Genomic DNA, 22,377 nt, shown 5'->3' with positions numbered 1-22,377 from the left:
TGACCTTGGGGTGCGCTGCGGTCGTCGTGACCTTGCTGGTGCGCTGCCTGCGTGGGTCTCGTCTTGCTGGTGCGCTGCCTCGACTGGCGCTGTGTCTGGTCTCCGAAAGGGCCTCGACCGGCAGCGGGTCTGGGGGCGGCTTGGGGTATCGGGGTCTGGTCTGGGCCCACCCTTGGATCCACGATTCTTCGTTTCTGCGTTCAGGGGCCAAGGTTCTGCGTTTGCGCGTCCGGGCGGTGGATCTGCAACCGCAGGAGCGCTTCTACGGTTGCGGATCCACCGATAGAGGGCTGAGCGGCGGAAGGATTCTTGTTGGGCTCAACCGGTTGTTGCAAGTAGCCCTTCGTTGAGGGTCTGGGCTGGAGTCTTCCATCCGAGGGTCTGGCGTGGGCGGGTGTTCAGGCGTAGGGCGATGGCGTCGCATTCGTCCTGGGTGACGTGGCGCAGGTCCGCACCCTTGGGCCAGTACTGGCGCAGGAGTCCGTTGGTGTTCTCGTTGCTGCCGCGCTGCCAGGGCGAGTGGGGGTCGCAGAAGTAGACGGGCATGCCGGTGGCGATGGTGAACTGGGCGTGTTGGGCCATCTCGCGGCCCTGGTCCCAGGTCAGGGACTTGCGCAGCTCCAACGGGAGCCGGGCGATGATCGCGGTCAGCTGCTCGCGGGTATCGGCCGCGGTGCGCGAGGTGTTCAACGGCGCCAGGAGCACGAACCGGGATCGGCGTTCGACCAGCGTGATGATCTGGCCCTTGCCGATCCCGCCCAGCAGCAGGTCGCCCTCCCAATGGCCGGGCACGGCCCGATCATCTGCCTCAGCCGGCCGCGCGGAGATCGAGACCATGCCCTTGAGCTTGCCGATCTTCTCGCTACGGGTCTTCGTGCCGCGCGCGACCCGACCGGTGCGTAGATGCGCCGTCAGCTCCCTGCGCAGCTCGCCACGGGTCTGCACGAACAGCGACTGGTAGATCGTCTCGTGACTCACGCGCATAGCCTCATCGTCCGGATACAGGCTCGGCAACATGGCGGCGATCTGCTGTGGTGACCAGTCAGCCTCCAACAAGCCAGCGACCACCGCAGCAAGCTCGCCCACCACCTTGCACGGCTTGGGTCGACAAGCCCGCCGCCGCGCCAACCGCTGCGCCTTGGACGCCCGATAACGGGCAGGCCGACCGATCAGCACCACACCGGCACGCGACGAACGCGGACCACCACCACGACGCACCTCACGCGAGATCGTCGCCGGCGAACGACCCAGCACCGCAGCGATCTGGCCCTGCGTCAGACCAGCCTCCAAACCACGCTCGATCACCCACCGCTCACCCTCGACCAGACGAGAACCAGGCATACCCACCTCCAGTAGTCACATCGTCTTGCAACTACCGGTTGAGACCACCCTTCCTTCGCGTGGAACGGTCCACGCAAAGGAAGAATCGTTCGTCACCCCAACCCAAAGAGCACCCACGATTCTTCATTCGCGCGTGCGAGGCCGAACGCCTCTGCGTTCACGGCGGGATCCCGTACCAAACGCAGAAGCCTCGGCCCTCCGACGCACGAACGCAGATCCTTGCGTCCCACGCGAGCCACAGCCCGAGACCCCGGACCAGCACGGTCGCCAGCTTCCCGGTCGAGGCCCTTTCGGAGACCACCCACAGCGAAGGCCGAGGCAGCGCAGCGGCAAGGTCCACACGACGGTGCACCCACGCAGCCGCAGGACGAGTCGGACGACACCCACGCAGCGGCGAGTCGCCGCACCGACCCCACGTGACGCGTCAGGAGGTGAGGGTAGGCTCACTCGTGTGCTGCTGCTCGCGATCGACACGTCCGGACCCGCGGTGAGCGTCGCCGTGCACGACGGTGACCAGGTCGTCGGGTCGGCGCAGGGCGAGGGGACGATGGCGCACGGCGAGCTGCTCGCCCCGGCGGTACGCGACGCGCTCGCCGACGCCGGACGTAGCGCCGCCGACCTCACCGACGTCGCCGTCGGGGTGGGTCCCGGACCGTTCACCGGGCTGCGGGTCGGGATCGTCACCGCGCGCACCCTCGCCGCGACCCTCGGCCTCACGAGCCACGGCGTCTGCTCGCTCGACGCGCTCGCCCTCGACGCGGGCCTCGGCGCCGAGCACCTCGTCGCCATCGACGCGCGGCGCAAGGAGGTCTACTGGGCGCGCTACGTGCCCGACGCCGACGGCGTCCCGCGCCGGGTCGACGGACCGCACGTCGACAAGCCCGTCGAGCTCGCGCGGCTCCACCCCGACCTGCCCGTCGTCGGACGTGGCGCCACCCTCTACGCCGACGTGCTCGACGCCACCGACGGTCCCCTCGACCCGTCCGCCGCCGCGCTCGCCGAGGGCGTCGTGCGAGGCCACGTCGAGGTGCTGGGGCTCGAGCCGCTCTACCTGCGCCGCCCCGACGCGCAGCCCGCCGCCCCGGTGCGGTGATCCGGCCGGCGCTGGAGACCGACCTGCCCGTCCTGCTCGAGCTGGAGGGGCAGGCCTTCGCGGCCGACGCATGGTCCGAGCCGACCCTGCGCGCGGAGATCGCCCACCCCGATCGTGCCGTGCTCGTCGCCGAGAGCGACGCCACCGTGGTCGGGTACGTCGACGTCGGCGTGGTGGCCGACGTCGCCGACCTGCACCGCGTGGCCGTCGCGCCGACGCACCGCCGACGTGGCCTCGCGTCGCAGCTCGTCGAGGCCGGCCGCGACGCGGCCCGCGAGCGCGGCGCCGACCGCATGCTGCTCGAGGTGGCCGCCGACAACGACGCCGCCCTGGCGCTCTACGCGGCGCACGGGTTCGAGCACCTCGCCCGACGTCGCAGGTACTACGCCGGTGGTCGCGACGCCCTCGTCCTCCAGGTCGGGCTGACGGGGGAGCTCACGTGACCGAGCAGATCCGTTCCTGGCCGTGGGCGTGGGCCTGGCTGACGCTCTTCGCCATCGTGCTGCTGCGCGCGGGCGCCACCTACGGGATCGGTCGCCTGGTGGCCGCCGGCGTCGTGCGGCGCCGACCGCCCGGACCGCGCCTCCAGGCCGCCGTCGACCGCGTCGAGCGGTGGGGGCCGCCGGTCGTCACGGCGAGCTTCCTCACCGTCGGCGCGCAGACGGTCGTCAACGCCGGCGCGGGTCTGGCGCGCATGTCCGTGCCCCGCTACCTCGTCGGCCTCGTGCCCGGCGCCGCGCTCTGGGCGACCGTCTGGAGCACCGTCGGGGCAGGTGTCTTCCTCGCGGCGCTGCGCACCGGCACCGACCGCGGCCAGGCCGTCGCCGTCGCCGTCGCGGCCGTCGTGCTCGTGGCGGTCGTCGCAGCGGTTGCGTCGCGTCGACGCCGTGGAAGGCTGGACGCATGACTGACGGACCCCTCGAGTTTGACGACACCCAGGAGAACCGCGACGACTCGGAGGTGCTCGACCAGCTCCAGCCCGACGACACGCTCGTCGACCGCGGCGTCGACGACGTGCTCGACGAGGGCTACTCGCCGGCCGAGAAGTGGAGCCCCGGCGAGGGCTTCGGCACCACCGCGGAGGAGGCCCTGGAGGGCGAGACGCTCGACCAGCGCGTCGCCCAGGAGGAGCCCGACGTCGACCCGTACGCCGACGTCGATCTCGAGGGCAACGCCAACGAGCTGGGCGAGCCCGAGATCGGCGACGACCGCTCCGGTCGTCTCGTCGCGCCCGACGAGGGTCTGGCCGAGGACACCGAGAAGGCTCTCGTGGGCGACGAGGTCGGCATCGACGGTGCGGCCGCGAGCGCCGAGGAGGCTGCCGTGCACGTCGTCGAGGACGACCCCGACGACATCAGCGCGGGCACGCCCGACGTCTGAGCGACGGCCCGTCCTCGCACTCCTGGGTGCACATCTGTGCACTATCCTGAGCCGATGCGCGACTACACGTACCCGACGGTGATCGTCACCGCCAAGACCCTCTTCAAGGTCCTCGGCATGAAGTTCCAGACGTCGGGGACGGAGCACATCCCGCGCGAGGGCGGTGCCATCCTGGCCGCCAACCACATCGGCTACGTCGACTTCGTCTTCGACGGGCTCGCCGCGCAGCCATCGGGCCGGCTCGTCCGCTTCATGGCGAAGAAGGAGGCCTTCGACCACGCCGTCGGCGGGCCGCTCATGCGCTCGTTCCACCACATCGAGGTCGACCGCGACGCGGGCCAGGCGTCCTACGACAAGGCCGTCGAGTACGCCCGCTCCGGCGAGATCGTCGGCATCTTCCCCGAGGCCACGATCAGCCGCTCGATGGAGATCAAGGAGCTCAAGACCGGTGCCGTGCGCATGGCCGCCGAGGCGGGCGTGCCGCTCATCCCCATGGTCACCTGGGGCACCCAGCTGCTGAAGACGAAGGACCACGACTCCGACATCTGGGGTCGCGGCAAGACGATCGCGCTGCACGTCGGCGAGCCGATCCCGGTGACCGGCGAGGACCCGGTCGCCGAGACCCAGCAGCTGCGCGAGGCCATGACCGCCCTGCTCGACAAGGCGATCCGCGAGTACCCGACCCCGCCCGAGGGCCAGTGGTGGGCACCGGCCCGGTACGGCGGACTCGCGCCCACGCCCGAGGAGGCCGCCCGCCTCGACGCCGAGGAGAAGGCCGCCAAGGCAGCCCGCCGTGCGGCCCGTGCAGCCGAGCGTGGGACCGACCCGCAGACCTGAGCCGCGGGCCGCCCGCGGTGGCCGATCTGGGACACTGGGCCGGTGAGCGAACCCCTCGTCCTCGGCATCGAGTCGTCCTGCGACGAGACCGGTGTCGGCATCGTCCGCGGCACCGAGCTCCTCGCCCACGCGGTCGCCTCCAGCGTCGAGGAGCACGTGCGTTTCGGCGGTGTCGTGCCCGAGGTCGCGAGCCGGGCCCACCTCGAGGCGATGGTGCCCACGCTCGAGCAGGCGTACGCGCAGGCCGGACTCGACGTGAGCGACGTCGACGCGATCGCGGTCACCTGCGGACCAGGTCTCAGCGGTGCGCTCCTGGTCGGCGTCGCCGCGGCCAAGGCGCTCGCCGTCGCGCACGACAAGCCGCTCTACGGCCTCAACCACCTGGCCGCCCACGTGGCGGTCGACCAGCTCGAGCACGGCCGCTTCGACCGTCGCGTCGCCGCCCTGCTGGTCAGCGGCGGCCACACCGAGATCCTCCTCGTCGACGACATCGCCTCCGACATCACGATGCTGGGCACCACGATCGACGACGCCGCCGGCGAGGCCTTCGACAAGGTCGCCCGCCTGCTGGGCCTGCCGTACCCGGGCGGTCCGCACATCGACCGGGTGGCGCGCGAGGGCGACGGCACCGCGATCGCCTTCCCGCGCGGTCTCACCGCGGCCAAGGACGCCGAGCGCTACCGCTACGACTTCTCCTTCTCCGGCCTCAAGAGTGCCGTCTCGCGGCACGTGCAGCACGAGCAGCGCATGGGACGCCAGATCGACGCCGCCGACGTCGCCGCCTCCTTCCAGGACGCCGTCGTCGACGTCCTGACCCGCAAGACCGTCCAGGCCTGCCGCGACCACGACGTCGACACGCTCGTCGTCGGCGGTGGCGTGGCCGCCAACGGACGACTTCGCGAGATGGTGCTCGCCCGGGCCGAGGCGGCGGGCATCGAGGTCCGCATCCCTCGGCCCGGGCTCTGTACCGACAACGGCGCCATGGTCGCGGCGCTGGGCGCCGAGGTCGTCGCGCGCGGCGTCGCTCCGTCGTCGCTCGACCTACCCGTCGACTCCAGCCTGCCCGTCACCCGCATCGTCGCCTGACCCGCCGCGCGCGGGACGCCACCCCCGGCCCGTCCGTCTGGCAGGCTGACCCCGTGGCAGTCATCGAGGCACGAGGGCTCGGCAAGAGCTACGGCACCCGGCGAGCGGTCGACGACCTGAGCTTCACCGTGCACCCGGGGAGCGTCACGGGCTTCCTCGGCCCGAACGGGTCGGGCAAGTCCACGACCATGCGGCTCATGCTCGGTCTCGACCGCGGCGAGGGTCGCACGACGTTCGACGGACGCACGTTCGCCGAGCTCGAGCAGCCGATGCGCCACGTCGGGGCCCTGCTGGAGGCCAAGCCCTTCCACCCGACCCGCCAGGCACGCCATCACCTGCAGATGCTCGCGGTGGCCAACCGGATCGAGCGGCGCCGCGTCGACGAGGTGCTCGAGCTCGTCGGTCTCTCGGCACAGGCGAAGGGCCGGCCCCGCAAGTTCAGCCTCGGCATGGGCCAGCGGCTCGGCATCGCCGCCGCCCTCCTGGGCGACCCGCACACCCTGATCCTCGACGAGCCCAGCAACGGGCTCGACCCGCAGGGCATCACCTGGCTGCGCCAGCTGTTGCGCCACCTCGCGGGGGAGGGGCGCTCGGTGTTCGTCTCGAGCCACCTGCTCCAGGAGATGGCGCAGCTCGCCGACGAGGTCGTCGTCGTGGGCCGCGGGCGCCTCCTCACGAGCGGTCCCGTCAAGGACTTCGTCGAGCACGGGGGGACCGCCGAGGTGCTGCTGCGCACTCCCGACCTCGGCGTCCTCGCGCCGGCCATCGTCGCCGCCGGCGGGACCCTCACCCCCGACGACGACGGTCTGCAGCGCGTCACCGGCCTCGACGCCGCCCGGGTGGGCGACCTCGCGCACCAGCACGGCGCCCGCGTGCACGAGCTGACGGTCCGGCGCGCCACCCTCGAGGAGGCGTTCCTCAACGCCACCGGCCTCGACGAGGAGTACCGCGGGGCGATCACCGCCGACCGTCCGGCCGGCGAGGCGGGGGGTGCCCGATGACCGACGCGCTCCGCTACGAGATCACCCGCCTGCGCACCATCCGGTCCACCTACTGGATCCTCGGCGTCGCCTTCGGGTTCCAGCTCCTGCTGACCGTGCTCATCGCCTGGAACCTGCCCGAGACGGGGCCGCTGTCGGGCGGCGACCAGACCTTCGCGATCCTCGTGACCGTCGGCGCCACCCTCGGCGTGGCGCCGCTGTTCATCGCCTACGTGATCGGCCTGCTCGGGGTCTTCTCCATGGGGCACGAGTACCGCCACGGCATGATCCGCGCGACGCTCACCGCCCTGCCCAGCCGTCTGCACGTCATGCTCGCCAAGGTGGTCACGACGGCCGTCCTCTCCCTCGTGGCGGCCCTGGTCTGCGTCGGCATCGCGCTGCTCAGCGCCGTGCTGTTCGGCGTCGGACTGCCGAGCGTCGGCGGGCTGCGCGACATCACCGTCGGCACCGTCCTCTACACGACCCTGTTCTCGCTCTCCGGCCTGGCGTTCGCGACCCTCACCCGCAACCAGACAGGTGCCGTCGCGCTGCTCCTGCTCGTCCCCTCGCTTGTCGAGGGCCTGGTCAAGGCGGTCGTGCTGGCCATCAAGGCGTCCTCGGGCGACCCGACGAGCCGCGGCGGCATCGTCGACATCCTCAAGTTCCTGCCGTACGACGCGGGCGGACAGATGTACACGCGGGTCTCGCTCAACGACGCGTTCCAGGTGTTCGGCTACAAGCCGTTCGGCGCGGTCGGCGGCGGCATCACGATGACGGTGTTCGTCGTCGTGCTCCTCGTGCTGGCCACCCTCGCGTTCCAGCGCCGCGACGCCTGAGCACCTGGCGGACGGAGTCCGTCGTCGTCCCTTCTGGGCGTGAGCCGCGTCACGTACACTCGCGGCATGGCACGCACCTCCGAGCCGCGCGCGAGGCACCACGGACGTGACCTCGCGATGCCACCGGGCTCGGACCCCGACGCACTCTCGCGCCGGCTGCGGCGGGCCCACGAGGAGTTCCTGGCCTCCGGCGCCACCGACGCACCGCTCCGCGACGTCGTGCGGGAGTCGTGGCAGCGCAGTCTCGCCGAGGGCCTCGACCCCGAGACCGACCTTCCGCGCATCACGCTCGACGACGACGCGCTGCGCGAGATCCGCGAGCACCACCCCCTCGCGGCCGGGCTCCCGGTCATCCGGCGGCTCCTGGTCGAGTCGGCGGGGGAGGCGGGCCTGCTCGTCGCCGTGAGCGACGCCGCCGGCCAGCTGCTGTGGGTGGAGGGCGCGGCGTCGCTGCGCTCGCGGGCGGAGTCGATGCACTTCGTGCCGGGCGCCGACTGGAGCGAGACGAGCGCCGGGACGAACGCGCCCGGCACGGCCCTGGCGATCGAACGGCCCGTGCAGATCTTCGGCCCCGAGCACCTCGGGCGCCAGGTGACGCCGTGGAGCTGCTCGGCGGCGCCCATCCACGACCCCGACACCGGCGCGGTGCTCGGCGTCCTCGACGTGACCGGAGGTCCCGAGGTCGCGACGGCCCAGGGACTCGGGTTCGTGCGGGCGACCGCCGCCGCGGTCGAGGCCGAGCTGCGCATCGCACGCCTGCAGCCGGCTACCGCACCGCTGCACGTGACGAGCGGATGGTCGGCACCACGCCTCGACGTCCTCGGCGTGCACGGCGCGACGTTGCAGGTCGGTCCGCTCACCTCGCGGCTGAGTCGCCGGCACAGCGAGCTCCTCCTGCTCCTGTCGCGGGCCCCCGACGGCATGACGGCCGCGGAGCTGGGCGTGGCGCTCAGCGACGACGACCAAGCGCCGGTGACGATCCGCGCGGAGCTGTCGAGGCTGCGCGGGGTCCTCGGACCGCTCGAGCTCGCGTCGCGGCCCTACCGCCTGCGCAGCGCGGTGCGCACCGACGTCGACGAGGTCCGCGACCTGCTGCGCGACGGACGTCTGCGCAGCGCCGTCGCCGCCTACCGCGGCCCGGTGCTGCCGTCGTCGACCGCTCCCGCCGTGGAGGAGCTGCGCGACGACCTGCACCTCGAGCTGGTCTCCGCTCTCCTGGCCTGCGACGACGCCGACGCGCTGCTGTCGTTCGCGGACACGCCCCACGGTCGCGAGGACCTCGGCGTGTGGTCGCGGGCGCTCGAGATCCTCCCCGTCTCCTCCCCACGCCACGCCCAGGTCGCGGCCCACGTCGACAAGCTCGACCGCGCCTTCGGCTGACCCCGGGCACCGCGTCCCGCTGGTCGAGTGCCTCCACGAGCGCCAGCGAGGGGAGGTGTATCGAGACCACTCCCAGCCGTCGCTGGGGGTTGGCTCGCGCTGGGCTGTTGCCGGGTGGTCTCGATACGCAGGGACCTCGCAAGCTCGTCCCTGCTACTCGACCAGCGGAATTCACCGCTGGTCGAGTGCCTCCACGAGCGCCAGCGAGGGGAGGTGTATCGAGACCACACCCAGCGGTCGCTGGGGGTTGGCCTGCGCTGGGCCGTTGCGGGGTGGTCTCGATACGCAGGGACCTCGCAAGCTCGTCCCTGCTGCTCGACCAGCGGAATCCACCGCTTGTCGAGTGCCTCCACGAGCGCCAGCGAGGGGAGGTGTATCGAGACCACTCCAGGCCGTCGCTGGGGGTTGGCCCGCGCTGGTCCGTTGCGGGGTGGTCTCGATACGCGGCCACGGCGCTCCTTCGTCGCGCGTGCCGCTACTCGACCAGCGGAATCCACCGCTGGTCGAGTGCCTCCACGAGCGCCAGCGAGGGGAGGTGTATCGAGACCACTCTGGGTGGTCGCTGGGGGTTGGCTCGCGCTGGGCTGTTGCCGGGTGGTCTCGATACGCAGGGACCTCGCAAGCTCGTCCCTGCTACTCGACCAGCGGAATCCTTTGCTGGTCGAGTAGTCGACGCTGCGACGGAGGAGCTGGCGGAGACGTATCGAGACCACTCTGGGCTGTCGCTGGGGGTTGGCTCGCGCTGGGCTGTTGCCGGGTGGTCTCGATACGCAGGGACCTCGCAAGCTCGTCCCTGCTACTCGACCAGCGGAATCCTTTGCTGGTCGAGTAGTCGACGCTGCGACGGAGGAGCTGGCGGAGACGTATCGAGACCACTCTGGGCTGTCGCTGGGGATTGGTTCGCGCTGGGCGGTTGCCGGGTGGTCTCGATACGCATTCAAGGCGCTCGTTCCGCCCCCGCAAGCGGGAGGTGCCCCCAGCGCGTGGCCGCTGCTCGACCAGCGGAGCGTGTCACTGGTCGGACGACTCGACCAGCGGTACTCCCGACGTTGCAGCGGGTGCAACGTCGGGACAACGTCGTTGCAACGAAGCTGTGACTAGCGTCACTCGCACCAGATCCCACCCCGCGAGGAGTCACTTCCATGAGCGTGTTCGCCCAGCCCGGGACCGACGGTTCCGTCGTCTCCTACAAGCCCCGCTACGACCACTGGATCGGCGGCGAGTACGTCGCCCCGTCCAGCGGCCAGTACTTCGAGAACGTCTCGCCCGTGAACGGGAAGGTCTTCACCGAGATCGCGCGGGGCAACGCCGACGACATCGAGAAGGCACTCGACGCCGCGCACGCTGCCGCCCCCGCGTGGGGCAAGACGTCGGTCGCCGAGCGCGCCAACATCCTCAACAAGATCGCCGACCGCATCGAGCAGAACCTCGAGATGCTCGCCGTCGGCGAGACCTGGGACAACGGCAAGCCGGTCCGCGAGACCCTGGCCGCCGACCTGCCCCTCGCCGTCGACCACTTCCGCTACTTCGCCGGCGCGATCCGCGCGCAGGAGGGGCACCTGTCGCAGATCGACGACGACACCGTCGCCTACCACTTCCACGAGCCGCTCGGCGTCGTCGGACAGATCATCCCGTGGAACTTCCCGCTCCTCATGGCCGTCTGGAAGCTCGCCCCGGCGCTGGCGGCCGGCAACGCCGTCGTCCTGAAGCCCGCCGAGCAGACGCCGGCGTCGATCATGCTGCTGATGGAGCTGGTCGCCGACCTGCTCCCGGCCGGTGTCGTCAACGTCGTCAACGGCTTCGGTGCCGAGGCCGGCGCGCCGCTGGCCTCCAGCAGCCGCATCCGCAAGATCGCGTTCACCGGCGAGACGACCACGGGCCGGCTGATCATGCAGATGGCCAGCCAGAACCTCATCCCCGTCACGCTCGAGCTCGGCGGCAAGAGCCCCAACATCTTCTTCGAGGACGTCGCCCGCACCGACGACGCGTTCTACGACAAGGCTCTCGAGGGCTTCACGATGTTCGCGCTCAACCAGGGCGAGGTGTGCACGTGCCCGAGCCGCGCGCTCATCCAGAACTCCATCCTCGAGCAGTTCCTGCCCGCCGCGACCGACCGCACCAAGCTGGTCAAGCAGGGCAACCCGCTCGACACCGACACGATGATCGGCGCGCAGGCCAGCAACGACCAGCTCGAGAAGATCCTGTCCTACATCGACATCGGCGTGCAGGAGGGTGCCCGAGTCATCACCGGCGGCGAGCGTGTCGACCTCGGCGGCGACCTCTCGGGCGGCTACTACGTGGCGCCGACGATCTTCCAGGGCCACAACAAGATGCGGATCTTCCAGGAGGAGATCTTCGGTCCGGTGGTCTCGGTCACCGGGTTCGAGGACTACGACGACGCCATGAGCATCGCCAACGACACGCTCTACGGGCTCGGCGCCGGCGTGTGGTCGCGCGACACGAACACCGCCTACCGCGCGGGCCGCGACATCCAGGCCGGCCGCGTGTGGACGAACTGCTACCACGCCTACCCGGCGCACGCCGCGTTCGGCGGTTACAAGTCGTCCGGCATCGGCCGCGAGAACCACTCGATGATGCTCGACCACTACCAGCAGACGAAGAACCTCCTCGTCTCGTACTCGCAGAACGCCCAGGGCTTCTTCTGAGCCCACGGTGACGTCGCGGCCCGGCCCCTCCACGAGGGGTCGGGCCCCCGGCGTTCCCGCACCCGACCTCGTCCGTCCCGCCCGAGAGGTGACCACCATGTCCGAGCAGCCGACCGCGGCCACCCGCGTCGACGTCAGCCCCGACGCCGCCGCGCTGCTGCGCACCCTGCGCGCCGAGCAGGCGAAGCCACTCATGTTCCACCAGTCCGGTGGGTGCTGCGACGGGTCGGCCCCCATGTGCTACACCCAGGGGTTCTTCCTGACGGGACCGTCCGACGTGCACCTCGGCGACCTCGACATCGGCGCGAGCGACGTCGACCCCGACGGTCTGGTGCCGGTGTGGATCTCGCGCGAGCAGTTCCGGTACTGGTCGCACACGCACATCACCATCGACGTCGTCCCGGGACGCGGTGCCGGCTTCTCGCTGGAGGGCCCCACGGGGCATCGCTTCATCATCCGGTCGCGGGTGTTCACGGAGGAGGAGACCGCCGCGCTCGCGCCCGTCGACTGAGCGCGACGCACGGACGTCCGCACCCGCGTCATGATCGGGGCGCTGATGGTTCCTACCCCGTGGAGCGCGGTCTCCCCCCATCCCCCCGACGACCGTGCCGCCGGAGAGGACCCCCATGCGTCGCCCCCGCACGTGCTCAGCCCTGCTCACCTGCACCCTCGTCGTCGCCAGCCTGGTGGCTGCGCCGTCGGTGGCGAGCGCGGCTCAGGGGGTGCCGGACGGGTCGAGCGCAGCGTCGGCGGCGGCGTCGTGCTGGGAGGTCAAGCAGGTGGCTCCGTCGTCTCCCGACGGGCTCTACTGGTTGCTGACGCCGCAGCTGCGGACGCCGACGCAGTTCTACTGCGACATGACGACCGACGGTGGTGGCTGGGTCCTGGTGGGGCGTGGTCGCGACGGGTGGACGTGGGACGGTGACGCGCAAGGCACGACCGCGCAGGTCGCCTCACCGATCAACGGCCAGGCCGCGTTCTCGCCGCGCAAGCTGTCCGCGGCGACCATCGACGCGCTGCTCGGCGGTCATCGGGTCGACCAGCTCACGGACGGGGTGCGTCTGCGTCGCGCGAAGGACGCCGGCGGCACGGCGTGGCAGGAGGTGCGGTGGCGGCTGCGGTCCATGGGGTCGTGGTCGTGGGCGTTCGGCGCCGGCCACCCGCTGACCGGCTCCTCCTTCGACGGGGTCCAGTTCTCGGGGCAGACCACCCGCGACGCCGGCACGACGTCGACGGCCGCGGCCGAGCGGCTGCGCCGCGTGTGGACCTTCGAGTCCGCCGACAACGGCTGGGTGCGCGGCTTCGGCTACGGGAGCGCGGTGACGGGCTCGACCTCGTCCAGCAGCGCGCTCTACGCGACCCGCTCGGGCTACGCGACGCCGTTCACGCAGGTCTTCGTGCGTCCGCGACTGCGCCAGGCGGACCTGTCGTTCGCGGCGGTGCCTGACAGCGGGACGGCGGCGGTCACGGCGCTGCCCGTGGCCCGCAGCAGGTCGCTGCCGCAGTCGTGGGGCGTGACGGGCACGGGTGCGGGCGGCACGGGCGAGCTGGCCACGGAGGTGCAGGCCTTCGCCCAGGTCGGCGACGTCATGTACGTGGGCGGCAACTTCACGACCGTGCGCAACCAGGACGGGTCGCGCAAGGTCGCCCAGGCGTACCTCGCCGCGTTCCGGGCCTCGACGGGGGAGTGGATCTCCTCGTTCAGGCCGAAGCTGGACGGCCAGGTGCGCGCGTTGAAGGCGCTGCCCGACGGCCGGCTCGCGCTCGGTGGCGACTTCACGCGCGTCGACGGCCAGCGTCGCTCCAGCCTGGCCGTCCTCACCGCGAAGCGGACCCTCGACCGCACGTGGACCACGGGCGTCGAGCGACGCGGCGGCGACCGTCGGGCCTCGGTGCGCACGCTCGACGTCGCCGGCGGCCGGCTCTACCTGGGCGGACGCTTCTCGCACGTCGTGCGTGGCACGGGTGCCGCGGCGCTGCCGTACGCCGCACGGGTCGTGCTGCCGAGCGGACGCGGCGACAGCCAGTGGCAGCCGCACCTGAACGGCACCGTGGCCGACCTCGACGTGTCCACCGATAGTCAGCGCGTCTACCTGGCCGGCTACATGACGCGCAAGGGCGGCGCGACCGTGCGCAACGCGGTGGCGGTCACGACCTCGGCGGCGCGGCTCGTCTCACCGGCGTGGAGCCCGACGTTCAGCACCAAGCGCTCCGCGACCTACCAGCAGGCGGTCCAGCAGGTCGGGTCGCTCGTGTGGCTCGGCGGCTCGCAGCACAGCATGTTCGCCTACGACGCCCGCACGCTCGCACTGCGCAGCCCCAGCATCACCAAGGCCGGTGGCGACCTGCAGGCGATCGGCAGCGACGGCCGGGTGGTCTACGGCGGGTGCCACTGCGGCGACTGGGTGTTCGAGGGCACGTCGAGCTGGGACTCGTGGTCCACCGGCCAGAACCCGGTGCCCTGGCGCCAGGCGGGCAAGATCTCGCTGCTCGGGGCGTGGGACGCGGCGTCGGGTGCGTTCGTGAGCACGTTCGCCCCGCGGTGGAAGTCGCGCGGCGGCTACGGCGTCTGGGCCGTCGAGGTGGCCAAGGACGGCACCCTCTGGGCCGGTGGCTCCATCCAGACGAGCATCCGCGAGGGCGGCTCCAACCAGTTCTCCGGCGGCTTCGCGCGGTTCGCGGCCCGGCCCTCCCGGGCCCCGGCAGCCCCCACGGCGCCGGCGGTGTCGCTGCAGGGCTCGACGGCCACGGTCTCGTGGTCGGCCTCGGCGGGCGACGGCGTCCGGTACGAGGTCCTGCGGGGCGACCGGGTCGTGGCCGTCTCCTGGGCGACGTCGGTGCGCGTGCCCGACTCGGGCCCCGACGACCGGTTCTTCGTGCGTGCGAGCGACGGCCAGGGCAACTGGTCGGCCTCCACCCGCGTGGTACGCGCCATCGGGTCCTGAACCGCCCCGTCGTGTGAGGCGACCCACCGCCGCCGGTGGGCACTGCCGCGTCATGAGGCCGGCTCCGCCCACTCTCCCTCCCCGTGAGCCCCTGGCCCACGCCCCTCTCGTCCCCTTCGATCCCGCGAGGACAGTCGTGCACCTCAAGACCTCCCTGACGGCCCTGGTCGTCTCCGCCACCACCGTCGCGAGCCTGGCGGGGGTGCCGTCGGCGGCAAGCGCGGCGCAGGGGGTGCCGGACGGGTCGAGCGCAGCGTCGGCGGCGGCGTCGTGCTGGGAGGTCAAGCAGGTGGCTCCGTCGTCTCCCGACGGGCTCTACTGGTTGCTGACGCCGCAGCTGCGGACGCCGACGCAGTTCTACTGCGACATGACGACCGATGGTGGTGGCTGGGTCCTGGTGGGGCGTGGTCGCGACGGGTGGACGTGGGACGGTGACGCGCAGGGCACGACCGCGCAGGTCGCCTCACCGGTCACCGGCCAGGCCGCCTTCCGGCCGCGCCGGCTCTCGTCGGCGACCATCGACGCGCTCCTGGACGGTGGCGCGGTCGACGCGCTGCCCGACGGCGTCCGCCTGCGACGCGCCAAGGACGCGCAGGGAAGCGCGTGGCAGGAGGTCCGCTTCTCCCTCCGCTCGCTCGCCTCGTGGTCGTGGGCGTTCGGCGCCGGCCACCCGCTCACCGGCTCCTCCTTCGACGGGGTCCGGTTCTCGGGCCAGACCACGCTCGACTTCGGCACGAACGACGGCGGTCGCCAGAACTTCCGCCGGGTCTGGACGAACGAGTACAGCGGGAACGGCTGGGTCCGCGGCTTCAACTACAACTCCGCGGTCCAGGGCACTACCGACGCCTCGAGCTACCTGTACTCCAAGGGCACGGGCGACGCCACGCCGTTCACGCAGGTCTACCTGCGGCCCCGGCTGCGTCAGGCCGACCTGTCGTTCGCCGCGGTGCCCGACAGCGGGACGGCAGCCGTCACCGCGCTCCCCGTCGCTCGCAGCGGCTCCCTGGCCCAGCCGTGGGGCGTCACCGGGACCGGCGCGGCCGGCACCGGCGAGCTCGCCACCGAGGTGCAGGCCTTCGCCCAGATCGGCAACGTCATGTACGTGGGCGGCAACTTCACCACCGTCCGCAACCAGGACGGGTCCCAGAGCGCGGCGCAGTCCTACCTCGCCGCGTTCGACGTCTCGACGGGCGCATGGATCTCCTCCTTCCGGCCGACGTTCGACAACCAGGTGCGCGCGCTGAAGGCGCTCCCGGACGGCCGGCTCGCCGTCGGCGGCGACTTCACCAGCGTCAACGGCCAGAGACGCACCGGCCTCGCCGTGCTCGACACCGCCGGCACGCTCTCCCCGTCCTGGAGCACCGTCGTCGAGAACCGTGGCAGCTCGGGCAAGGTCAGCGTGCGCAGCCTCGACGTGTCCGACGGGCGGCTCTACGTCGGCGGCAGCTTCACGCACCTCGTCAAGGGCACGTCGTCGTGGTTCGCGCGCAACGCCGGACGCATCACCCTGTCGACCGGGAACGGCGACGGGCAGTGGAACCCCAACCTCAACGGCGCGGTCGCGTCGCTCGACGTCGACGACGACGGCAGCCGCGTCTACCTCGCCGGGTACATGACCGCCTCGGGCTCCACGGCCGTCAAGAACGGTGTCGCGATCAGCACCGCGGCCGGGGCGCCCGTCACCGACCCGGCGTGGAACCCCACCTTCAGCACGTCCGGAGCCACGTACCAGCAGGCCGTCGAGCAGGTCGGCTCGAAGGTGTGGCTGGGTGGATCGCAGCACAGCATGTTCTCCTACGACCGCTCCACCCTGGCGCTGCAGGACACGAGCATCACGAAGTCCGGCGGCGACCTGCAGGCGATCGGGAGCAGCGGCCGGGTGGTCTACGGCGGGTGCCACTGCGGCGACTGGGTGTTCGAGGGCACGACGAGCTGGGACACCTGGGGCGTGGGGCAGAACCCCGTCCCCTGGCGCCAGGCCGGCAAGATCTCCCTGCTCGGGGCCTGGGACGCCGCGTCGGGTGCGTTCGTGAGCACGTTCGCCCCGCAGTGGAAGTCGCGCGGCGGCTACGGCGTCTGGGCCGTCGAGGTGGCCAGCGACGGCACCCTCTGGGCCGGCGGGTCGATCCAGACGAGCGTCCGCGAGAACGGCTCCAACCAGTTCTCCGGCGGGTTCGCGCGGTTCGCGCAGCGACCGTCGACGGCGCCTGCAGCACCGTCGGGCCCGGCGGTCTCGTTGGAGGGCTCGACGGCCACGGTCTCGTGGTCGCCGTCCTCCACCGCCGGGGTGCGCTACGAGGTCCTGCGCGACGACCGCGTGGTCGCCGTGACGTCGTCGACGTCCGTCCAGGTGCCCGGCTCCGACGTCGACGACCGGTTCTTCGTCCGCGCAAGCGACGGTCAGGGCAACTGGTCCGCCTCGACGTCGGTCGTGCGTCCGACGGTGAGCAGCACCGTGCTCCCCACCGGGGCCACGTGGGCCTACTGGTTCGACGACGCGAACGCCGTCGACCCGGCCTGGACGAGCGACGGCTTCGACAGCTCCGGCTGGCGGCGCGGAGCCGCGCCGCTCGGCTGGGGCGGGAGCTCGATCGCGACCGACGTCGACGTGCCCGCGGGCACCCGGCGGGCGGTCACCGCCTACTACCGGACCGGCTTCGACCTCACCGACGTCGACGCGTTCACCCGCTACGTGCTCACCACCCGCGCCGACGACGGCGTGCTCGTGCGCGTGAACGGGGTCGAGGTGGCGCGCGTCAACCTGCCCAGCGGGTCACTCACGTCGACCACCTACGCCACGTCGGCGCCCAGCACCACGGCGGCGACGGCCTCGCCCGTGCGCGTCGACCTGCCGTCGTCGGCGCTGCGCGACGGGACCAACGTCGTCACCGCCGAGGTTCACTCCAACTACCGGTCCACGCCGAACGCGAGCCTCGACGCGTCCGTCGTGGCGTCGCGCTGAGGTCCGCGCCGTGACCGCCCTCGACGTCCGCACCTCCTGGGACCGCCTTGCCGCGGCGCAGAAGGACGGTGCCGGCGTGCCCTTCTACATGCGGGTGGTCAACCGCAGGCTCGGCCGCGGGGTCGCGGCCCTCGCGCACCGCGTCGGCGCCTCGCCCGACCAGGTCACCGCCGTCAGCGCGGCTCTCGTGGTGGCGGCCCTCGTGCTGCTGGTCGTCGTCCCGCCGATGCTCCTGGCGGCCGTGGTCGTCGTGCTGCTGCTGCAGGCCGCGTTCGCCTTCGACGCCGCCGACGGCCAGCTGGCGCGGCTGCGTGGCGGCGGGTCGCGGGCGGGGGAGTGGCTCGACCACACCGTCGACGCCGCCCGCACCCTCGCCGTCCACCTCGTGGTGGCCGTGGCGCTCCTGCGGCACACCGACCTCGACCCCGCGTGGGCCCTGCTGCCGCTCGGCTACGCGTTCGTCGCGTCGGTGCGGTTCTTCGCGCAGATCCTGGCCGAGCAGCTCGTGCCCGACCGCGGGGCACGCGCCGCGGCCGCTGGACGCTGGTCGTCGGTGGTGCAGCTCCCCGCCGACGTCGGCGTGCAGAACCTCGTGTTCCTGCTGTGGCCGGTCACCCCCCTCTTCCTGCTCGGCTACGGCCTCCTGGCCGCGGCCAACCTCCTGCTGATGGTCATGACGTTGCAGCGGCGCCTGCGGGCGCTGCGGGCGCTGTGACCAGCGCGGCGGCCCCGCCCGTCGACGGAGCGGCCGGCGCCGCACCGAGCAGCCTTCCCGACGCCGTCCCCGCGCCGCGGCTGCCGCCCGACCCGCTCCCTGCCTGGCCGCTGCTGACCATGCTCTGGGGGTTCCCCGTCATGTGGCTGCTCGGCGTCACCGTCGTGCCCGGAGCCGTCACCCTGGCGCTCGTCATGCTCGGGTTCCTGCTGGCGCGCCGGTGCGCGATCTGGGTCCCCGGCGTCGGCGCGATCGTCGGGCTCTGCCTCTGGATGCTCGCGTCGTCGGTCATGATCGACACCGGACCGCGCCTGCTCGGCTTCGCGTTCCGCCTCGCGATCATGGCCTTCGTCGCGATCGCCTTCGTCTACGCCGTCGCGGCGCGCACGCGGCTCACCCGGGCCAGGATCGTCCACGGACTGACGTTCCTGTGGTTCTTCGTCATCGTCGGCGGGCTGCTCGGCATGCTGCTGCCCGAGACCCGCCTCACGACGCCGGTGGGGATGCTGCTGCCCGGGTCGATCGCCGAGAACTCCTACGTCCGCGACCTCTTCTTCCCGCCGTTCGCCGAGGTGCAGCACCCGTGGGGCGCCCCCGAGGCCTTCGTCCGCCCGTCCGCGCCGTTCCCGTACGCGAACAGCTGGGGCGTCGCGATCCTCGTCCTCACCCCGGTCGCGCTGGCCTGCTTCCTCTCCACCCGGTCGTTGCTGCTGCGCGCCGCGATCCTCGTGGGCGCGGGCGTCATGGTCGTGCCGGCCATGGCGACGTCGAACCGCGGCATGTTCGCGGCCCTCGCGCTCGCCGGGGTCTACGTGCTCGTCCGGTACGCCCTGCGCGACCGCGCGGCTCCCGTGGTCGCCCTGGCCGTGCTCGGGCTGCTCACCGGCGCGGTGCTGATGTGGCAGGGCCTCCTCACGCAGTTCGAGGTCCGGCAGGAGTACGGCCAGTCCAACGGTGCCCGGTTCACCCTGTACGCCGAGACCATCCAGCGGACGCTGCAGTCTCCGCTGCTCGGCTTCGGGGCCCCTCGCCCGTCGGCCGAGCAGGCGCTCTCGGTCGGCACCCAGGGATACGTGTGGACCCTCATGTTCAGCTTCGGCTTCGTCGGGCTCGGCCTGTTCCTGCTGTTCCTCTGGGGCTCGACGTGGCGCACCCGCGCCTGCCGCGACGACGTCGACGTGGCCCTGCACGCGACTCTCGTCGTCTCGAGCCTGGCCATCGTCGTCTACGGCCTCGACATCGTGCAGCTGCTCGCCATCGCCCTCGTCGCCGCCGTCCTGCTGCGTCGGCGCTACGGTCTCGACGCCGATGACTGAGGCGGTGGCAGGGCCGACGACGGCGGGAGCGCGCTCGGGCCTCGGCGCGGCCGCCGTCGCCAACCTGGTGGGTGGCGCGCTCGGCGCCGTCGTCAACCTCGTGCTCGCCGCCCTCGTCGGTCGCCACCTCGGCGTCGAGGGCTCGGGCGTGTACTTCCTGGTGGTCGCGGTGTTCGTCGTGGTGGCCAACACGGCCGAGCTCGGCGCCGACACCGGACTCGTCCGGTTCGTCGCGGCGACCCGGGCCCGGGGTCGGGCCGAGGACACCGGCTGGGTGGTACGCACCGCCGTCGGACCCGTGCTGGTCGGCGGTGCGCTCGTCGTGCTCGTGGGGGTCCCCCTCGCGCTCGCGACCGCGCCCGACGGCCTGGCCCCCGCGGTGGTCGTCGCCGCTGTCCCGCTCGCCGTCCTGGCCTCGCTGACCGCCCTCGCCCTCGGGGTCTCCCGCGGTGCCGGCGACACGCTGACCTACCCGCTGCTGCAGAACGTCCTGCTGCCCGCCGGTCGCGTGGTCGCGGTCGGGGTCGCCGTCCTGGCCGGGTGGGGAGTCAGCGAGGTTGTGGCGGCGTGGTTGCTGCCGGTGCCGCTCGTGCTCGTGGTCGCCATCGCGCTCGCCCTGCGGCACGTCCCACGCACGCGGACCCCGCGTCGCGCCTACCCGGGCTTCTGGGGATTCAGCGCGGCACGGGGGGCCACAGCGTGCGTCGAGGTCGTCCTCGAGTGGGCCGACGTCGTGGTCGTCGGCGTGCTCGCGTCGCCGGCCGAGGCCGGCGTGTACGCCGTGGTCACGCGCTGCGCCCGTGCGGGCGAGGTCGTGCAGCAGGCGGCGCGCATCGCCGTCGGGCCGGCGATCAGCAGCGCGTCGGCCCGCGGCGACACGGCGCTCGTGGGACGTCTGTACGGCGTCGTCACCGCCGCCATGGTGTGGGCGGCCTGGCCGTTCTACGCCGTGCTGGCGGTGTTCGCCGAGCCCGTGCTCTCGATCTTCGGCCCCGACTTCACCTCGGGCGCGACGTCGCTGCGCGTCCTCGCGGTTGCGATGGCGGTGGCCACCGCCGCGGGCGCCGTCCAGAGCGTGCTGCTCATGGCCGGGCGCAGCAGCTGGCAGCTCGCCGACAAGACCGGGGCGCTCGTGCTCGACCTCCTCCTGCTGGCGCTGCTCGTCCCGCACTGGGGCATCGAGGGCGCGGCCGTCGCCTGGGCGGCGACCATCGTCGTCGACACCCTCGTCGTGGGCTACCAGGTGCAGGTGTTGATGGGCGTGCGCCCGCCGTGGCGACCGATCCTCTGGGCGGCCGCCCTGCCCGTCGTGCTCGTCCTCGTCCCGAGCGCGCTCGCGCTGCTGCTGTGGGGCACGTCGTGGACGGTGGCCGTCACCACGACCGCCGTGGTCGCCATCGTCCACGTCGTCGTGGGCGTCGTGGCGCGCGAGCGGCTCGGCCTCGTCGCTTTGGCCAGGCTCCGGGCCGTCTGACCCACCGGGCCCGGGCCGCTCCCGGGTGCTGCTCAGCGGCGCGGGAGCAGGACCGTCAGGGCGACGTCGACGCCCTGCACGGCCAGCAGGCTGCGCACGCGACGTGCCGCGACCGCGTCGTCGTCGACCGACCGCGCCAGCACCACGTGGTCGACACGGGTGCCAAGGGTCGCGACGAGGGCGTCGGAGGCCAGCGCGGAGGAGTCGACGACCACGAGCTCGCCCGCCCAGGTCGCCTTCTTGCGGTCCGTGGGCCAGCCGCGCGCGATCTTGCTCTCGAGCAGGGCCGACGCGTCGACGTGCCGCACGGGCAGGCCGCGGCGGCGCAGCGCCTCGGCCAGGCCCTCTCCCGACTGGGTGCCGACGGACCCGTCGACGAGGAGCGTCACGGGACCGTCGGCCGGCGCGGTCGCTGGGAGGTCGAGCATGAGCGCGGCGACGTCCCAGGTGTCCTCCGGGCTGGCGTCGGCCGTGCCGTCGAGCACCGCCGAGCCCTGCCCCGTCCCGAGGTCCTGCGGGCTGGCGATGACGCCGGGATCCGGCGCGCGGTCCCGACGGGTCAGCGCGACCGGGACGGCCACGAGGAGACCGAGCGCGAGGCCGGCCACGCCGAGCGGCAGCACGCCGAGCGACGACGGAGCGGACGGGGTGGCCGGTGCGCCGAGCACCCGGCCGGGCGACGTGTCGACCGTCGCCAGCTCCGCGGCGCGGGTGCCCAGCGTCTTCGCCTCGGTGAGGATCGACTCACGGGCGGGGGAGTCCTTCGGGTAGCGGTCGGCCGAGTCCTCGAGCATGTCGATGCGGTCCCAGGTGGCCTCCTGCAGCTCCTGCACCGTCGTGGCCGCGGCCTCGCCGCGCACGGTGAGGAACGCCTCGGCCACCGCACGCGACCCGGCCGCCGCCGCCCGCGGCGTCGACGCCGTGTAGGCGATGTCGAGGACGGCCGTGTCGGGCGGGTTCGTCACCGACACCCCGCTCCTCAGGGCGCCCGCCGACGTGTCGAGGTCGTCGGCGGCGGCCGTCAGCACGTCGCCGGACGTCACCAGCTGGGCGTCGGTCGCGACGTCGAGCGTCGGGCTCGATCCGCTGGAGGGGCTGACGTCGACCGGCACGACCCGCACCGACGTGGTGGCGGTGTACGTCACGGGCAGCAGCACCCAGGCGAGGACGCCGAGCAGGACGCCGACCACCGCACCCAGCGCGAGCACGCGCCAGCGTCGGCGCAGGGTGCCGGCGAGCTCACTGAGCTGGGCGGGCTGAGGTGGTGCGGACTGCATGCAGGAGCTCCTCGGGTGCGGGACGTCATGCACTGGGAGCGACGACGGCCTCGTTCATGACGCCGCGGGCGGGCGTCCGTGCCTGTGAG

Annotated in this window: 18 protein-coding genes; 16 read left to right on the top strand and 2 right to left on the bottom strand. The window is 72.6% G+C overall.

The window, feature by feature from the left end; all coding sequences use genetic code 11:
* Window positions 1-318 precede the first annotated feature (318 nt).
* On the bottom strand, window positions 319-1,341 hold the full coding sequence (locus tag Aeryth_RS13395) for an IS30 family transposase (protein ID WP_067854539.1): 1,023 nt from the start codon (window positions 1,339-1,341) through the stop codon (window positions 319-321).
* A gap of 451 nt (window positions 1,342-1,792) precedes the next feature.
* On the opposite strand from Aeryth_RS13395, the gene tsaB reads away from it, so the two are divergent.
* From tsaB to Aeryth_RS13315, 16 genes are all read left to right on the top strand, one after another.
* On the top strand, window positions 1,793-2,434 hold the full coding sequence (gene tsaB, locus Aeryth_RS13390) for a tRNA (adenosine(37)-N6)-threonylcarbamoyltransferase complex dimerization subunit type 1 TsaB (RefSeq protein ID WP_067859678.1): 642 nt from the start codon (window positions 1,793-1,795) through the stop codon (window positions 2,432-2,434).
* Window positions 2,431-2,877 (top strand): ribosomal protein S18-alanine N-acetyltransferase, encoded by a 447-nt coding sequence (rimI, locus tag Aeryth_RS13385; protein ID WP_067859675.1) that lies wholly within the window; start codon window positions 2,431-2,433, stop codon window positions 2,875-2,877. Before tsaB ends, rimI begins: the two co-directional genes overlap by 4 nt.
* Entirely contained in the window at window positions 2,874-3,341 is a 468-nt protein-coding gene (locus tag Aeryth_RS13380; RefSeq protein ID WP_067859671.1) for a DedA family protein, read from the top strand. Before rimI ends, Aeryth_RS13380 begins: the two co-directional genes overlap by 4 nt.
* The gene (locus Aeryth_RS13375) at window positions 3,338-3,814 is read left to right on the top strand and encodes a DUF5709 domain-containing protein (protein ID WP_067859658.1); all 477 of its coding nucleotides are present in this window, start codon (window positions 3,338-3,340) and stop codon (window positions 3,812-3,814) included. The genes Aeryth_RS13380 and Aeryth_RS13375 overlap by 4 nt, the downstream gene beginning before the upstream one ends.
* Window positions 3,815-3,868: 54 nt before the next feature.
* A complete protein-coding gene (locus Aeryth_RS13370; protein WP_067859654.1) occupies window positions 3,869-4,651 on the top strand; it encodes a lysophospholipid acyltransferase family protein in 783 nt (260 codons plus the stop codon).
* A gap of 42 nt (window positions 4,652-4,693) precedes the next feature.
* Window positions 4,694-5,737, top strand: coding sequence for a tRNA (adenosine(37)-N6)-threonylcarbamoyltransferase complex transferase subunit TsaD (tsaD, locus tag Aeryth_RS13365; RefSeq protein ID WP_067859651.1), 1,044 nt, complete (start codon window positions 4,694-4,696; stop codon window positions 5,735-5,737).
* Window positions 5,738-5,790: 53 nt separating this feature from the next.
* The gene (locus tag Aeryth_RS13360) at window positions 5,791-6,738 is read left to right on the top strand and encodes an ATP-binding cassette domain-containing protein (protein ID WP_067859646.1); all 948 of its coding nucleotides are present in this window, start codon (window positions 5,791-5,793) and stop codon (window positions 6,736-6,738) included.
* Window positions 6,735-7,553: an ABC transporter permease gene (locus Aeryth_RS13355; protein ID WP_067859644.1), complete on the top strand. Its 819-nt coding sequence runs from the start codon at window positions 6,735-6,737 to the stop codon at window positions 7,551-7,553. Before Aeryth_RS13360 ends, Aeryth_RS13355 begins: the two co-directional genes overlap by 4 nt.
* 66 nt (window positions 7,554-7,619) lie before the next feature.
* Window positions 7,620-8,933: a GAF domain-containing protein gene (locus Aeryth_RS13350; protein ID WP_202967671.1), complete on the top strand. Its 1,314-nt coding sequence runs from the start codon at window positions 7,620-7,622 to the stop codon at window positions 8,931-8,933.
* A 1,142-nt stretch (window positions 8,934-10,075) separates the two neighbouring features.
* Window positions 10,076-11,599 carry an aldehyde dehydrogenase gene (gene adh / locus Aeryth_RS13345; RefSeq protein ID WP_067859641.1) on the top strand — a complete coding sequence of 508 codons (1,524 nt, stop codon included), beginning with the start codon at window positions 10,076-10,078 and terminating at the stop codon, window positions 11,597-11,599.
* Between the two features lie 97 nt (window positions 11,600-11,696).
* Window positions 11,697-12,110 (top strand): DUF779 domain-containing protein, encoded by a 414-nt coding sequence (locus Aeryth_RS13340; RefSeq protein WP_067859640.1) that lies wholly within the window; start codon window positions 11,697-11,699, stop codon window positions 12,108-12,110.
* A 115-nt stretch (window positions 12,111-12,225) separates the two neighbouring features.
* On the top strand, window positions 12,226-14,544 hold the full coding sequence (locus tag Aeryth_RS13335; protein ID WP_067859639.1) for a fibrinogen-like YCDxxxxGGGW domain-containing protein: 2,319 nt from the start codon (window positions 12,226-12,228) through the stop codon (window positions 14,542-14,544).
* 136 nt (window positions 14,545-14,680) lie between these two features.
* Window positions 14,681-17,506: a fibrinogen-like YCDxxxxGGGW domain-containing protein gene (locus tag Aeryth_RS13330; protein ID WP_067859638.1), complete on the top strand. Its 2,826-nt coding sequence runs from the start codon at window positions 14,681-14,683 to the stop codon at window positions 17,504-17,506.
* A gap of 10 nt (window positions 17,507-17,516) precedes the next feature.
* Window positions 17,517-18,221: a CDP-alcohol phosphatidyltransferase family protein gene (locus tag Aeryth_RS13325; protein WP_067859637.1), complete on the top strand. Its 705-nt coding sequence runs from the start codon at window positions 17,517-17,519 to the stop codon at window positions 18,219-18,221.
* On the top strand, window positions 18,218-19,537 hold the full coding sequence (locus Aeryth_RS13320; RefSeq protein WP_067859635.1) for an O-antigen ligase family protein: 1,320 nt from the start codon (window positions 18,218-18,220) through the stop codon (window positions 19,535-19,537). Before Aeryth_RS13325 ends, Aeryth_RS13320 begins: the two co-directional genes overlap by 4 nt.
* A complete protein-coding gene (locus Aeryth_RS13315; RefSeq protein WP_083516448.1) occupies window positions 19,530-21,011 on the top strand; it encodes a lipopolysaccharide biosynthesis protein in 1,482 nt (493 codons plus the stop codon). The genes Aeryth_RS13320 and Aeryth_RS13315 overlap by 8 nt, the downstream gene beginning before the upstream one ends.
* Before the next feature lie 32 nt (window positions 21,012-21,043).
* Here the strand turns inward: Aeryth_RS13315 and Aeryth_RS13310 are convergent, their stop codons facing one another.
* A complete protein-coding gene (locus Aeryth_RS13310; protein ID WP_067859629.1) occupies window positions 21,044-22,288 on the bottom strand; it encodes a Wzz/FepE/Etk N-terminal domain-containing protein in 1,245 nt (414 codons plus the stop codon).
* Window positions 22,289-22,377 lie beyond the last annotated feature (89 nt).

The sequence above is a fragment of the Aeromicrobium erythreum genome, from assembly GCF_001509405.1.
GTDB classification, from domain to species: Bacteria; Actinomycetota; Actinomycetes; order Propionibacteriales; family Nocardioidaceae; genus Aeromicrobium; species Aeromicrobium erythreum.
This window is presented reverse-complemented; position numbering and strand designations above follow the sequence as displayed.

Bases quoted from the DNA above. Each gene is read 5' to 3' on its own strand.
- Aeryth_RS13310 (WP_067859629.1), bottom strand. From the start codon at position 22,288: ATGCAGTCCGCACCACCTCAGCCCGCCCAGCTCAGTGAGCTCGCCGGC.
- Aeryth_RS13355 (WP_067859644.1), top strand. From the start codon at position 6,735: ATGACCGACGCGCTCCGCTACGAGATCACCCGCCTGCGCACCATCCGG.
- Aeryth_RS13315 (WP_083516448.1), top strand. From the start codon at position 19,530: ATGACTGAGGCGGTGGCAGGGCCGACGACGGCGGGAGCGCGCTCGGGC.
- Aeryth_RS13370 (WP_067859654.1), top strand. From the start codon at position 3,869: ATGCGCGACTACACGTACCCGACGGTGATCGTCACCGCCAAGACCCTC.
- Aeryth_RS13395 (WP_067854539.1), bottom strand. From the start codon at position 1,341: ATGCCTGGTTCTCGTCTGGTCGAGGGTGAGCGGTGGGTGATCGAGCGT.
- Aeryth_RS13335 (WP_067859639.1), top strand. From the start codon at position 12,226: ATGCGTCGCCCCCGCACGTGCTCAGCCCTGCTCACCTGCACCCTCGTC.
- Aeryth_RS13350 (WP_202967671.1), top strand. From the start codon at position 7,620: ATGGCACGCACCTCCGAGCCGCGCGCGAGGCACCACGGACGTGACCTC.
- Aeryth_RS13340 (WP_067859640.1), top strand. From the start codon at position 11,697: ATGTCCGAGCAGCCGACCGCGGCCACCCGCGTCGACGTCAGCCCCGAC.
- Aeryth_RS13375 (WP_067859658.1), top strand. From the start codon at position 3,338: ATGACTGACGGACCCCTCGAGTTTGACGACACCCAGGAGAACCGCGAC.
- adh (WP_067859641.1), top strand. From the start codon at position 10,076: ATGAGCGTGTTCGCCCAGCCCGGGACCGACGGTTCCGTCGTCTCCTAC.